At 39.8% G+C, this 13,510-nt stretch carries 18 protein-coding genes and 1 other annotated feature; of the genes, 5 read left to right on the forward strand and 13 right to left on the reverse strand.

What is annotated here, in order from left to right; all coding sequences use genetic code 11:
• Nucleotides 1-100 precede the first annotated feature (100 nt).
• From rplL to rplK, 4 genes are all read right to left on the reverse strand, one after another.
• On the reverse strand, nucleotides 101-472 hold the full coding sequence (gene rplL, locus RV13_RS19220) for a 50S ribosomal protein L7/L12 (RefSeq protein ID WP_010746467.1): 372 nt from the start codon (nucleotides 470-472) through the stop codon (nucleotides 101-103).
• Nucleotides 473-525: 53 nt separating this feature from the next.
• The gene (rplJ, locus tag RV13_RS19225) at nucleotides 526-1,026 is read right to left on the reverse strand and encodes a 50S ribosomal protein L10 (protein ID WP_010746468.1); all 501 of its coding nucleotides are present in this window, start codon (nucleotides 1,024-1,026) and stop codon (nucleotides 526-528) included.
• Nucleotides 1,027-1,069: 43 nt separating this feature from the next.
• Nucleotides 1,070-1,196, reverse strand: a sequence feature (ribosomal protein L10 leader region).
• Between the two features lie 53 nt (nucleotides 1,197-1,249).
• Nucleotides 1,250-1,939, reverse strand: a complete 690-nt coding sequence (gene rplA, locus RV13_RS19230) for a 50S ribosomal protein L1 (protein ID WP_010746469.1) — start codon at nucleotides 1,937-1,939, stop codon at nucleotides 1,250-1,252.
• 104 nt (nucleotides 1,940-2,043) lie between these two features.
• The gene (gene rplK / locus RV13_RS19235; RefSeq protein WP_010739820.1) at nucleotides 2,044-2,466 is read right to left on the reverse strand and encodes a 50S ribosomal protein L11; all 423 of its coding nucleotides are present in this window, start codon (nucleotides 2,464-2,466) and stop codon (nucleotides 2,044-2,046) included.
• 297 nt (nucleotides 2,467-2,763) lie between these two features.
• On the opposite strand from rplK, the gene sdaAB reads away from it, so the two are divergent.
• A complete protein-coding gene (gene sdaAB, locus RV13_RS19240; protein WP_010746470.1) occupies nucleotides 2,764-3,438 on the forward strand; it encodes an L-serine ammonia-lyase, iron-sulfur-dependent subunit beta in 675 nt (224 codons plus the stop codon).
• A 71-nt stretch (nucleotides 3,439-3,509) separates the two neighbouring features.
• On the forward strand, nucleotides 3,510-4,394 hold the full coding sequence (gene sdaAA / locus RV13_RS19245) for an L-serine ammonia-lyase, iron-sulfur-dependent, subunit alpha (RefSeq protein ID WP_010746471.1): 885 nt from the start codon (nucleotides 3,510-3,512) through the stop codon (nucleotides 4,392-4,394).
• A 42-nt stretch (nucleotides 4,395-4,436) separates the two neighbouring features.
• Here the strand turns inward: sdaAA and efaA are convergent, their stop codons facing one another.
• The 8 genes from efaA to rpmG form a co-directional block, all read right to left on the reverse strand.
• Nucleotides 4,437-5,366: an Mn/Fe ABC transporter substrate-binding lipoprotein EfaA gene (efaA, locus tag RV13_RS19250; RefSeq protein ID WP_028020859.1), complete on the reverse strand. Its 930-nt coding sequence runs from the start codon at nucleotides 5,364-5,366 to the stop codon at nucleotides 4,437-4,439.
• 50 nt (nucleotides 5,367-5,416) lie between these two features.
• Nucleotides 5,417-6,283: a metal ABC transporter permease gene (locus RV13_RS19255; RefSeq protein WP_010746473.1), complete on the reverse strand. Its 867-nt coding sequence runs from the start codon at nucleotides 6,281-6,283 to the stop codon at nucleotides 5,417-5,419.
• Nucleotides 6,273-7,022 (reverse strand): metal ABC transporter ATP-binding protein, encoded by a 750-nt coding sequence (locus RV13_RS19260; RefSeq protein WP_010746474.1) that lies wholly within the window; start codon nucleotides 7,020-7,022, stop codon nucleotides 6,273-6,275. The genes RV13_RS19255 and RV13_RS19260 overlap by 11 nt, the downstream gene beginning before the upstream one ends.
• A 137-nt stretch (nucleotides 7,023-7,159) precedes the next feature.
• On the reverse strand, nucleotides 7,160-8,266 hold the full coding sequence (locus RV13_RS19265; protein ID WP_010746475.1) for a lactate oxidase: 1,107 nt from the start codon (nucleotides 8,264-8,266) through the stop codon (nucleotides 7,160-7,162).
• Between the two features lie 75 nt (nucleotides 8,267-8,341).
• A complete protein-coding gene (locus tag RV13_RS19270; RefSeq protein ID WP_010746476.1) occupies nucleotides 8,342-9,208 on the reverse strand; it encodes an alpha/beta fold hydrolase in 867 nt (288 codons plus the stop codon).
• Between the two features lie 184 nt (nucleotides 9,209-9,392).
• Nucleotides 9,393-9,935, reverse strand: coding sequence for a transcription termination/antitermination protein NusG (gene nusG / locus RV13_RS19275; protein WP_028020861.1), 543 nt, complete (start codon nucleotides 9,933-9,935; stop codon nucleotides 9,393-9,395).
• A gap of 96 nt (nucleotides 9,936-10,031) precedes the next feature.
• Nucleotides 10,032-10,202 carry a preprotein translocase subunit SecE gene (secE, locus tag RV13_RS19280; protein WP_010746478.1) on the reverse strand — a complete coding sequence of 57 codons (171 nt, stop codon included), beginning with the start codon at nucleotides 10,200-10,202 and terminating at the stop codon, nucleotides 10,032-10,034.
• A gap of 24 nt (nucleotides 10,203-10,226) precedes the next feature.
• On the reverse strand, nucleotides 10,227-10,379 hold the full coding sequence (gene rpmG / locus RV13_RS19285) for a 50S ribosomal protein L33 (RefSeq protein WP_010739830.1): 153 nt from the start codon (nucleotides 10,377-10,379) through the stop codon (nucleotides 10,227-10,229).
• Between the two features lie 291 nt (nucleotides 10,380-10,670).
• Between rpmG and cbpA the strand changes: the two genes are divergently transcribed.
• On the forward strand, nucleotides 10,671-11,312 hold the full coding sequence (gene cbpA / locus RV13_RS19290; protein ID WP_010746479.1) for a cyclic di-AMP binding protein CbpA: 642 nt from the start codon (nucleotides 10,671-10,673) through the stop codon (nucleotides 11,310-11,312).
• A gap of 42 nt (nucleotides 11,313-11,354) precedes the next feature.
• On the opposite strand, the gene RV13_RS19295 is transcribed toward cbpA, so the two are convergent.
• Nucleotides 11,355-11,858 carry a QueT transporter family protein gene (locus RV13_RS19295; RefSeq protein ID WP_371085874.1) on the reverse strand — a complete coding sequence of 168 codons (504 nt, stop codon included), beginning with the start codon at nucleotides 11,856-11,858 and terminating at the stop codon, nucleotides 11,355-11,357.
• A 188-nt stretch (nucleotides 11,859-12,046) separates the two neighbouring features.
• Between RV13_RS19295 and RV13_RS19300 the strand changes: the two genes are divergently transcribed.
• Together RV13_RS19300 and RV13_RS19305 are read left to right on the forward strand one after the other, a co-directional pair.
• Nucleotides 12,047-12,346, forward strand: a complete 300-nt coding sequence (locus RV13_RS19300) for a hypothetical protein (protein WP_010746481.1) — start codon at nucleotides 12,047-12,049, stop codon at nucleotides 12,344-12,346.
• 133 nt (nucleotides 12,347-12,479) lie between these two features.
• Nucleotides 12,480-13,469: a diacylglycerol/lipid kinase family protein gene (locus tag RV13_RS19305; protein ID WP_010746482.1), complete on the forward strand. Its 990-nt coding sequence runs from the start codon at nucleotides 12,480-12,482 to the stop codon at nucleotides 13,467-13,469.
• Nucleotides 13,470-13,510: the final 41 nt, after the last annotated feature.

Below are 13,510 nucleotides of genomic sequence, written 5' to 3' on the forward strand. Positions count from 1 at the left end.
CTCTATCAGTCCTATTTGACAAAGAGCCCGGATTTTTTTGACTTCTAAACAAAAAAACAGGGATCTGAATTCAGATCCCTGTTGGAATAATCAAAAGTGATTATTTTAATGTTACAGATGCGCCAACTTCTTCTAAAGCAGCTTTAAGTGCTTCAGCGTCTTCTTTAGATACATCTTCTTTAACTGGTGCAGGAGCGCCATCAACTACAGCTTTAGCTTCTTTCAAGCCAAGACCAGTTGCTTCACGAACTGCTTTGATAACTTTAACTTTTTGGTCACCTACAGCTGTTAATTCAACTGTAAATTCAGTTTGTTCTTCAGCAGCGCCAGCAGCAGCTCCGCCAGCAACAGCAGCTACAGGAGCAGCAGCAGTTACGCCAAATTCGTCTTCGATAGCTTTAACTAAGTCGTTTAATTCTAAGATTGTCGCGCCTTTAAGTTCTTCGACAATGTTTTCAATGTTCAATGCCATTTTAAATTTCCTCCGTTTAGGTAAGTTTTTTTGTTTTATATTTTATGCAGCGATTAAGCTACTTCTTCTTCTTTTTCTGCGACTGCTTTCACAGCGTAAGCCACGTTGCGGACTGGCGCTTGAAGGACAGATAATAGCATAGAAAGAAGTCCATCGCGGTTCGGTAGTTTTGCAAGAGCAGTAATTTCTTCGATAGAAGCTACTTTTCCTTCAATAATCCCGCCTTTGATTTCTAGTTTGTCAGCTGTTTTAGCGAATTCATCGATAATTTTAGCTGGGGCAACTACATCCTCATTACTAAATGCAACAGCAGTAGGGCCTGAGAATACTTCTTCTAATCCGTTCAAACCAGCTTTTTCAGCTGCACGAACCAAGATAGAATTTTTGATAACTTTCATTTCAACGTTAGCGTCGCGTAATTGTTTACGTAATTCAGTCACTTGTTCTACTGTTAAACCACGGTAATCAACGATAACGGCTGAAGCTGCTGCGCTGAATTTTTCAGTGACTTCATCAACGATAGCGGCTTTTTTAGCGATTGCTACTTCACTCATTATATATTTCACCTCCTGATTTTGATGGAAGAGCATTTTTTGCTGAAAGCAAAAAAATACCCTATGCCACCGTAGACATAGAGGGACTATTGAATGTTCTCAATAAACGTCCTCGGTAGGAAATTAAGACTTGTGTCACCTACTGTCTTCGGTACAGTTAATATTTAACCTTGACTAACTTACCATAGATAAGCTAGTCAGGTCAAGCTTTTTCTAAAATTAATTAGATAGCAGTTTGTTCAACATGGATACCAGGTCCAAATGTTGTAGTCATTGAAATGTTTTTGATGTATTGACCTTTAGCAGTCGCAGGTTTTGCTTTCACTAAAGTTTCGTTGATTGTGTTAAAGTTTTCAATCAATTTCGCATCGTCGAATGATACTTTACCGATTGGCACATGAACGTTACCAGCTTTATCAACACGGTAAGTTACTTTACCAGCTTTAACTTCTTCAACAGCTTTTGTAACATCCATTGTTACAGTACCAGTTTTAGGGTTAGGCATTAAACCTTTTGGTCCAAGCACACGACCTAATTTACCAACTGTAGCCATCATGTCAGGTGTCGCTACAACAACGTCAAAGTCGAACCATCCACCTTGGATTTTTGCAACCATGTCGTCATCACCAACGAAATCAGCGCCAGCAGCTTCTGCTTCTTTTGCTTTTTCGCCTTTAGCGAATACTAAAACAGTTTGAGTTTTACCAGTTCCGTTTGGAAGCACAACTGCTCCACGGATTTGTTGGTCTGCTTTTTTAGGGTCTACGTTCAATTTGTAAGCAACTTCAACCGTTGCGTCAAATTTCGCGAAGTTAATCTCTTTTGCTAGTGCTACTGCTTCCGCAACTGGGTAAGCTTTAGTAGTATCAACTTTTTTTAATGCATCTTGCATTTTTTTGCTCTTTTTAGCCATTTTGTTTCCTCCTTGATGTGGTTATAACGGTAGAACCTCCCACGTGTTCCGTATCTTTAGATAGGGAGCCAACTGAGAAGCTACTTTCTTGGGTTCATCGAAAATTATTCGACAGTGATACCCATGCTTCGTGCAGTTCCTTCAACCATGCGCATTGCTGACTCAACGTTAGCTGCGTTTAGGTCTTGCATTTTCAATTCAGCGATTTCTTTTACTTGATCGCTAGTAACTTTTGCAACTTTGTTTTTGTTTGGTTCGCCAGAACCTTTTTCAATTTTCGCTGCTTTTTTCAACAATACTGCAGCTGGCGGTGTTTTTGTGATGAATGTAAATGAACGGTCTTCATATACAGAGATCACAACTGGAATGATCAAACCTGCTTGATCAGCTGTACGAGCATTGAATTCTTTTGTGAATCCCATGATGTTGATACCCGCTTGACCTAGTGCAGGACCTACTGGGGGAGCTGGTGTTGCTTTCCCTGCAGGAATTTGCAGTTTAACTAATTTTTCTACTTTCTTTGCCACGAGACATACCTCCTTGAGTCCGTGATGTGGTTAATTGGAGATCAAAATTTCTCCTCCCACTTAAAACAGTGTGCACAAGACACACTTTGGTATCATAGCAGATTATTTATTTGAATGCAAGACTGATTTCTTACTGTTGCAATTTTTTGACAATAATAAAACGCTTCACAATCTCTTTAACTACTATGAGAATAACAAAATAAATTATTAATCTTACTATTTTCAGAAAGCGTATATGTTACACTATGGTCGACTTGATGAGGATTTTCATCGGATAAACTAGGGAGGTTTAAAATAATGGAAGTATTAAAATATCGAAGTGTTTTTGACATTATTGGTCCGGTAATGGTTGGACCAAGTAGTTCTCATACTGCTGGCGCTGCGCGAATCGGAAAAGTTTGCCGAATGATTTTTGGTGAACGCCCAGATTCAGTTGAATTCGACTTATATGAATCATTTGCTAAAACATATCGCGGACATGGAACAGATATCGCTTTAGTCGGCGGCATTTTAGGAATGGAACCAGACGATCCTCGTTTATCCGATTCATTGAAAATCGCTCATGAACAAGGAATGGAAGTTCTCTTTGTCCCCAAAAAAGAAATCGCTGATCATCCAAATACTGTCACCTTACGTATGATTAAGGGGGATCTTGAAATGTCTGTAACAGGTGTTTCGATCGGCGGCGGAAATATCCAGATCACCGAAATGAATGGCTACAGCATTTCACTTGGCATGGGAAATCCAACGTATATCATTATCAATAAGGATGTTCCTGGTTTGCTCTCACGTGTCTCTACAATTTTCATGAAGCATGGCTTGAATATTGGTAAAGTAACGATGACTCGCAAAACCAGAGGCGAAAACGGGATCGTACTATTAGAAATCGACGACACCCCTGATGATCCAGAAGGCTTAAGACAAGAAATCAAACGTGAAGACGATGTCTTAAGCGTGACCTATTTTAAATAGCTTTTACTAGATGTGAATACTCATTATTACTATTGATTATATGGATAGGTATTATGTAAGGAGGAATTGTCATGTTTTACTCAATCCAAGAGCTTGTGGAACAAGCAAAGGATTATTCAAGCGTCGGTGAATTGATGATCGCGACTGAAATGGAATTAACTGATCGTACACGTGAAGAAATCATTGCGTTGATGGAACGCAATTTAGAAGTAATGGAAAGTTCTATTGAAGAAGGCATTCAAGGAGTCACTTCTGTAACAAAAATCACTGGTGGCGACGCCAAACGTATGAATGAGTACATTGAAAGCGGCAAATTTATGAGCGGTGAAACTATCTTGAAGGCGGTTCGCAATGGGATTGCAGTCAATGAAGTCAACGCGAAAATGGGTCTCGTATGCGCCACCCCTACTGCAGGCAGCGCCGGTGTCTTGCCTGGTGTGTTGATGGCGGCACGTGAAAAATTAAATTTATCCCATGAGGAGCAAATTGATTTTCTGTTTACAGCAGGTGCTTTTGGATTAGTCATGGCGAACAATGCCTCTATTTCCGGTGCTGAAGGCGGCTGTCAAGCAGAAGTCGGTTCTGCCAGCGCAATGTCAGCCGCTGCTTTAGTTACTGCAAATGGCGGAACCCCGGAAATGGCGGCAAACGCATTAGCAATTACTTTGAAAAATGTCATGGGGCTCATCTGTGATCCTGTGGCAGGCTTAGTGGAAGTGCCTTGTGTGAAGCGAAACGCGATGGGGGCTTCTCAAGCATTTATTTCAGCTGATATGGCATTAGCAGGAATTCGCAGTGTCATTCCACCAGATGAAGTTGTTGAGGCAATGTACAAAGTTGGGCGAGCAATGCCTCAAATCTTCAAGGAAACTGCAGAAGGCGGCGTAGCGACAACGCCAACAGGCTTGCGTTTACAACGCCAAGTCTTTGGTGAACCTGAAAAAGCGACTGTTTAAATCCAGCAAAAAGCAGCTGACATAAAATTCAGCTGCTTTTTCTTATTTCATCAGACCTTCATGGATTTTTTCCAAATTCCATTTCATCATGCCATAGTAACTATCTCCTGTTTTTCCCTTTTTCGCTAGGGAATCAGTAAATAGATCACTATAAATCGGCAGATCAACTTCTTTAGATAAACGTTCCATACTACGCTTGTCAACACTTGTCTCCACAAATAATGAGGGAACTTTTGACGCTCTCACCTTCTCAACGATTTGTTTCATTTGTTCAGGTGTTCCTTGACTTTCTGTGTTGATCTCCCAAATATATGCAGCAGTCAGCCCATAGGCTTTAGAAAAGTATTTAAAGGCTCCTTCGCTGGTAACCAACAGATTTTTCTCTGCTGGAATATCCGCAAATGCTTCTTTTGCCCGGCTATCTAACTCTTCCAGCTTTTTAATATAGTTATCAGCATTTTTCTTATAAACTTCTTGATGCTCTGGATCTTTTTCACTTAAAACCGTTTCAATCTGCTTCACGTATAAAATACCATTCGAAATATCCAGCCACGCATGGGGATCTTCTTGTTTGCTGTTTCCAGTTAAATGAATGGGTTCAACCTCTTTACTCACTGCAAAATAATCTTCATTCTCTTTTTTCTTAGCTGTCTCCATTAGCTTGTCAAACCAGCCATTTCCGGTTTCTAGGTTTAGACCATTAAAAAAAACAACGTCTGCTTCACTAGCTTTTTTGATGTCTTCAGGCAGTGGTTCATACTCATGAGGGTCTGTCCCTACTGGAACAATGCTGTGCACCTTCACTTCATCTCCGGCAACTTCTTTCACCATATCCGCAATAATCGAATTTGTGGCAACAACCTCTAACTTTTTTGATTCATCTTTGGCCGTTGTATTACTTCCTTTTGTTCCACAGCCTGCAAGCATTAATAAACCAATGATTCCCGCGAAAACTATTTTTTTATAATTCATTCACTTTCTTCCTCTCATAATTTGTAGTCGTCCGAAATTTAAATTTGACTCTACTTTCCACTTGGAAATGCCGTACGTGCATCCTTTCGCAATTGTTGAATCAATCCTTTAGAAGGTGAAAACAGGAAGGCCGCAATAAAGAATACCGCCGCTGTTAATACAATCGTTGCACCAGAGGGAAGGTTGTAACTATAACTGAAATACAAACCGATGATCGCGCTCATGACGCCAAAAAGGGTTGATAGTCCAACCATCACGGATAGTTTGTTGGTCAACTGATAGGCCGTCGCTGCTGGTGTAATCAGCATAGCGATAACTAAAATTGTCCCTACCGTTTGCAATGAAGTCACGGCTACTAATGTCAGCAGGAACATCAAGCCATAATTAATCAAACTGATATTCCAGCCGTAGGATTGTGCCATCGTTGGCGCAAAGGAGGTCAATTTTAATTGTTTATAAAATAGCAAGACCGCTAACAGAACCACCGCCATGACGACAGCCGTCAAGTGCATATCTGAATCACGAACTGCCAGAACATTCCCAAAGAGAATGTGGTACAAATCGGTGGCGCTTCGAGCAAAAGAAATCAAAATGATTCCCAGAGCAAAGAATGAACTGAAGACAATTCCAATTGCCGTATCATTTTTCAATCGGCTGTGTTTACTGACAAAACCGATTAACGCGGCTGAAAATAGTCCAAAAAATGTCGCACCGATAATATAGCTGCTCCCCAACATGTATGAAATCGCTACTCCTGGCAGCACCGCATGAGAGATCGCATCCCCCATTAATGACATTCCACGTAAAATGATGAACGAACCGATCACTCCCGCGGATATTCCTACCATAATCGAAGTGATCAATGCATTCTGTAAAAACTGATACTCAATTAATCCTTGAAAAAAATCATGTAGCAAAGTCAGCACCTCCAATCTTTAACATCTGCGTAATTTCATTTCCATACGTCTTTTCCATATTTTTTGTTGTATACGTTTGATCAACAGGACCAGCGGCTATCAAACCTTTATTCAACAAAATAACTTCGTCGAAATAATCCGTGACCTTGTGCAAATCATGATGAACAATGACAATTGATTTTCCTTCATCACGCAGTTTCTTCAATAACTCGATAATAATTTTTTCACTTGTCGCATCGATACCGGCAAAAGGTTCGTCCAGTAAAATCCATTCTGCTTGCTGTGCCAATGCCCGTGCGATGAACACACGTTGAAGTTGTCCACCTGACAGCTCGCTGATTTGGCGGTCAGCGAACTTAGTTAAGCCGACTTTTTCAAGGCATTCCAATGCAAATGCTTTCTCTTTTTTTCCAGGTCGCTGGAACATTTTTAAATGAGGATATGTACCAAACAGTACTACCCCAAACACATCTATCGGAAAACTCAAATCAATATCTTGCCGCTGCTCGACATAAGCAATTTTTTGTCTCTGTTTACTTAACGGCTCTTCACCATAAAATATCCTTCCTGATTGTGTTTTTATAAGCTGCAGTATCCCTTTCATCAAGGTGGATTTTCCCGCACCGTTAGGACCAACGATGCCCGTTAGTTTTCCAGCAGACAACTGAAGGCTTACCTGCTGCAAGGCGATTTTCCCACGGTAAGCAACGGATAAATCTTCTATGCGAATCGTTTTCATAGATACCCCCCTTTTCTAATTTTAGGTTAACCTAAACTTTTATTTAATCATAAACTAAAAAAGAGGAGTAAGCAAGATAAACGCAAAAAAAGCTTTACCAAGAAATTATTTTTCCCGGTAAAGCCTATATATACTAATTATTTTGCATCATTTAGACGCGTATTTTTTACTTCATCAATCGTTTTTGTTCCTGCAAGCTGCATCGTGATTGACAATTCTTTGTTTAAATGTTCGAACACAGAGGTTACTCCTTCAGCACCTCCAAGATTTAACCCATAAATTACTGGGCGACCAATGGCAACTAAATCAGCACCACTAGCTAAAGCCTTGAAGACATGCTCACCGCGACGTACGCCACTATCGAAAACGATTGGCACTCGTTTGTTTACAACGCCTGCAATTAATGGCAATACATCGAAGGATGCTGGTCCACCATCTAATTGACGGCCGCCGTGATTTGAGATCCAAATACCGTCCGCACCAGCTGCAATTGCTACTTCAGCATCTTCTGGGGATTGAATGCCTTTGACGAAAACAGGTAAGTTCGTCAAGTCTTTGATTTTCTTAATATCTTCAGGAACTAATCCTTGTTTTGCTGCCGCATAAATTTCTGCAATTCCTTTGCCTTCACCGTCACCGCTGGCACTTTTTGCGCTATATGCTGCTAGGTTAGGCATTGGTAGAGGAAATTGGAAATTATTAATAATATCTTCTTCACGGTATCCACCAAGTGTAGAATCCGCTGTTAATATAATTGCTTTCGCTCCTGCTTGAACTGCTTTTTCTAAAATGAATTCGTTAAAGCCATCATCTTTACTCATATACAATTGGAAAAATTGTGGCGCATCTGGTGCAGCTGCTGCCGCATCTTCAATTGTTGTATTAGCATAAGTGCTAATTGAAAAGATTGAACCAGCTGCCGCAACACCTTTAGCGGTATCTGCTTCCCCTTTTTCATGAGCCAAACCTTGTGCAGCAGATGGCGCTTGGATAATTGGTGTTGCCAAATCAATATCCCAAAGTTTCGTGTGAAGATCCGCATGGTCAATTCCTCGTAATACTCTTGGCATGATCGTTTTATTATTAAATGAAGAAGTGTTTTCTTTCATTGTCCATTCGTCTTCAGAACCACCGCGAATATAGCCGAAAGCACCTTTTTCCATGCGTTCTTTTACGCGACCTTCTAATGAGGCAATATTTATAATGTCAATTGGATGTTCTTCGTTACTTGCTTGATAAGTCATGATAACTCCTTCTTTCTTTTGAATACATGAGTTATCATAATACTCTTACAAAAAGTAAGCAAGTAACTTGTCTTCCTATTTCCATAAAAATTCTGAAACAACTTTATCAACGCCAGCATTCTCATGCAATTGACTATGTTGAGCATTTGGTCCAGTAAAAATCTGATAGCTAACTGGATTACCATGAGCTTTCAGTAAAGAATAGGTTGCTAATGCGCTAGTTAATGGCACCGTCCCATCTGAAGTCTCATTCTCGCTCAATTTTCCGGCCAGCAATAATATTGGCAATGAACTTGGCACATGACTGATTCCGTTGCTGTAATCCACATACCGACTAGCTTGCGGAGAAGGACCATTGTTCAGTAAATCATCGATGGACTGATTCTCTGCCGTATCGTTAAAATCATTGAAGGGCGCTCCAATAGAAACAAACTTATCAATCTTCGCTGCATCTGTTGGTTGTCCATACGTCGTTAAATAGCGCAAGGAACTCACTCCCCCCATCGAGTGCCCCACTAAATTCACCTGATCGATTCCTTGCTGCTTCAAGTATCTTAAAACACTATAAATCCATTCAGTTTGATTCCATTCATTGTCTTTGTTAGCGGCAAACAACACTTGGATACTCGGGTTATTTTTTTTATGGCTTAATTGCCCATCAACGTTTAAGGAACCGTCTGACTGGACAGTAATCAGCATTTCTCTTTTCGTTTTTCCTTCATTAGATAAACGCTGAATCATTCCGCCAAAGGAATTGATCGTCCCGCCATATCCGTGAATAAAGACAGTCGGTACTGTGCTTTTAACAAACTCCTTCTCATGAACGGTCGCTGCAGCTTGCGATTTCCCCGTCTTTTCTGTTTGCTTTGTTTCACCAGAACCACAACCGACAAGCACAAAAATTGTCGCTGCAGCAACTAAACTGAGTAATAATTTTTTCAACCTTATAGCTCCATTTCCGTTTCTAGATTAAAGTAATGGCCATCACTTTTCGTTTCATATCTTCTACTATAGGCACATCGTGTCGTTATCTCAATAAAAAGAATCAAAAGTTTAAGGCTTTGTCCGTGAGTTTAATTATTGTCAAAAAAAAGCCGAGACCTCTTGTCTCAGCTTAATTTGTTAGTTAAATTTTATCGATTTGGTCAAAGTCTAACTCGGTACTCGTTTCACGACCGAACATATCAATGTTAGCTTTGATTTTATCGCGTTCTTCATCAATCTCAGTAATAACACCTTCCAGTCCAGCAAAGGCTCCTTCAATGATTTTTACTGTTTCGCCTACTTCTACTTCAAGATCGTGCTGGCGAGTACTCATACCTAACGAGCGTAGGATATGATTGATTTCCTCAGGCATCAATGGCGCTGGCTTACTTCCGGCACCGTGTGAACCGACGAAGCCAGTTACACCTGGTGTATTACGAACCACATACCAAGAATCATCCGTCATGACCATTTCTACTAACACGTATCCAGGGAAAGTCTTATGGACGATTTCTTTTTCTTTACCGCCTTTAACTTCTGTTTCTGTTTCTTCTGGGACAACTACACGGAAAATATAGTCTTCCATCCGCATACTTTGTGCACGTGATTCTAAGTTTGCTTTTACTTTGTTCTCATAGCCGGAATAAGTATGCAGCACATACCATTGTTTTTCAAAAGATTCCATTTTCGCCATCGGCTCCTCGTTCTAAAATAAAAAAACCTCAGTAGTACCAAGGTTTTTTCTCTCAAACAGTATAACATGCTTTTTTTGAATTGGCTACTAGCGAATGATCAAATTGATCAATGCTTGAATCGCTGTATCCATGATGAAAAACATCAAAGCAAAAATGATTGCTGTTTCGATTACAACAAGCGAATCATGACGTAATTGTTTTTTTGAAGGCCATGAAACAAGTTTCATTTCCTCTCTAACACTGCGTAAAAAGTTCAATTGATTATCCTCCTAGTCAATTAATTATTTGGTTTCTTTATGTATCGTATACTGATTACAATGTTTACAAAACTTATTGATCTCTAAACGCTCCCCGCGTTTGCCTTCACTCACTGATTTTGTGTAGTTTCTTGAACCACAAACCGTGCAGGCCAGAGCCGCTTTCTTTGTTGCCATAGCGATCTACTCCTAATTCTTATTATTGGACTGCCATCCTAATTCTTATTAATAGATTCATTTTTCTGTAGAAATGAGTCTGATTTTCATGCCTTATTTTTTAAATGTTTACTATTACAGATGGAAACTCGCAAAGTCACAGATTAACATTATCATCTATCTTTTTTTCTGTCAATCTTTCATTAAGAGCCGTGCCCCTTCAATTTGAATTGTTTCTAAAATGAATTTCTTTCTCTAGTAGAATATGATAATATGATGAAAGAATGAATAGCTTTATTGGAGGGTTATTGGATGTTATTAAAAAGTCTCGTTTATCCGAAAGATAATTTGACGACGATCAATGAATCAACAACATTGCAAGAGGCGCTGGATATTTTAGAAGGCACCGGTTTCCGTTGTGTACCGATTCTAGATGAGAGCAATCAAATTTTCCGAGGCAATATCTACAAGATGCACATTTACCGGCACAAAGCAAATGGCGGCGACATGGATTTACCAGTCACTCACTTGCTGAAAAACGCAACAAAATTTATTTCCTTAGATACTTCTTTTTTTAAAATCTTTTTTACGATTAAAGAATTGCCATATATTACTGTTTTAGATGAGGATCACCATTTTTATGGTATCTTGACCCACAGTACATTATTGAACATGCTATCCCAATCCTGGAATATTCAAACTGGCAGCTATGTCATCACTGTTGTTTCTACAGGAAAACGCGGTGATTTAGCAGCGATGTCTAAGATTATCTCTAAGTTTACGACCATCGCCAGCTGTATTACTCTTGATGTTGGTCAAGAATTTAAAGGACGTCGGACCTTGTTCACCTTGCCCGCTGGGGTCGATGAAAATAAACTAAATCATATCATTGATCATCTGGAACGAAAACACTTTGAGATTCAAGAAGTAGAATCCTTAACGATGCAAGACTAGATTAATTAAAAATGGTGACCCTAGTTTTAGGATCACCATTTTTTATATTTGCTTTGCGAAATGCAAACGGTTATTCAAATAATACATAATCGGTGCTGAAACAGTCATAATGATTGCTTCACTTAAGGCAGTCCAGCCGTAAGTTGGCCAAAAAGGCAATTGAGCGGTCAGATTCAGCATCCAGGCAATAAGGAACATACTTGCACTAAAAAACAGAACGTTTAATGCTAAGCGGATCTTCGTATTCTTTACGACATTCTGTAAAATTGCCGTTAAAGATAGAGCCAATAACGTTTGCCCTCCTCCGAAGACTACATCGAGCCAGCCCATACCGAAAATCGCATTATAGACGACGACTCCACCAAAGATTCCCCATAAATATTTTCGATTAAATACGACCAAGTGATTCAAGCTTTCTGAGATACGAAATTGAATCGCGCCAGATGCTACCGGCGAAACTAAAACCGTCAGAGCCAAATAAAGCGCCATGATGATGCCATTCGTCACCACAACATTGACTCGCTTTCTTTCTACCATATTCATAATTTTCCTTCTTTCTCCGAGTTTTTTTAAAGCGGGATGGTTGATGAACCGCTGTAAACCTTATACAGCATACGTTGTTTCAGAATGTAAGTCAACTCTCGATTTTCATCGAAGGGCTTTACATTGAATTTATCAAGCTTCCGATGATACACTCTTCATAGAAATGGCGTTTAAGTAGGAGGGGATTCATCATGATCGGTATAGACAGTGAATTAGAAAAGCTGTATTTGCAGGCAGAAAAAGAAGGTCAAGCAATTATTAAGGAACGTTGGACTCCTGGAAATTACGGTTGCTGCAGCACTCGCGCCCCATTAGTAGAAAAATATAAAATCGAAAACACGGAGAATCAATTGCTCTTTTCGATATGGGGAACGCTCGTCGTTACATTTGATAAGAGTATGCAAACGATAACTGTTAACAACGACTATCTCGCTTCAAACTACGAGAAAAAAATTATTGATTGGTTTATCCAGAAAGCTAAGAAAAACTAAAAAACAGCAGATTTCTTTCCCTTTTCCTTGTGAATAGCGATTTTTTCATTGTCTTGATTAATGAAAAATGATTCAATTTTCTACAGTTCCTTTCGTTACTCTGTTATAATCAATTTTTGAAAGGATCGAGGACATGAATTTTCATTATCATATATTAATTAATCCCGCAGCCGGCAGCGGCAATGCGGCAAAAACTGCAAAGAAAATCATCCAACTGCTAGATGACGGTGATTATACATACACGCCTTATTATACGGAAAAGCCAGGCGATGAAAGAGAAATTGTTGAACGACTCGTTGAGTTACTGAGCCCTTGGTCAAAAGACTGCGAGAAGGAACATATCGATCATTCGTTTCATCTGTTAGTCGTCATCGGCGGTGACGGGACATTGCATCAAGTTGTCAATCAATTTTACGCTATGGATATCCAGCGTCCAGTCAGCTATATTCCCGCAGGCTCAGGAAATGATTTTGCTCGCGGAATCGGCTTGTCACGTGATCCGGAAAAGGCCTTTGAGCAAATTACTTCTGCTTTACAGCCGCAACCAATCAACGTCTTTCATTATGAAGAAAAAATTCGTGAAGAACAGGGGATTATTTTGAATAATGTGGGAATCGGCTTAGATGCCTTGATCGTTGCGACGACAAATGCCTCTACTTCAAAAAAAGTGTTGAATAAATACCACCTTGGATCAGCTTCTTATGCGTTGTATCTAGTAAAAGCAATCTTTACTCAAAAAACGTTTCCGATTCTTGTTGAATTGAACGGACAAAGCTTGAGTTTCCAGCGAACCTTTCTATGTACCACTACAAACATCCCTTATTTTGGTGGTGGGGTAGCTATTGCACCTATGGCTGATCCAAAGAAAGATGCGATCGATCTTGTGGTGGTTGAGAAGCCGGATCTGCCTGCAATTTTGCGCTTTTTACTTCAGCTTTTGCGGAAGAAGCATACAACGAACAAACACTATCAGCATTTTACCAGCAGTAAAATTCGAATTGTTTCTGTCGTTCCACAGCACGGGCAAGCAGATGGTGAAGATATGGGGGAACGTTCCTTTGATATGAACTTCTCCACGGCAACCCAATATATCTGGTATGCCGACAAAAGGACTGAAAAATAAATCTGTGGATTTATTTTGGCTCTATAATTTCTAGGACTGAT

Origin of the sequence: Enterococcus raffinosus, assembly GCF_001886185.1 — a bacterium.
Classification (GTDB): Bacteria; Bacillota; Bacilli; order Lactobacillales; family Enterococcaceae; genus Enterococcus_A; species Enterococcus_A raffinosus.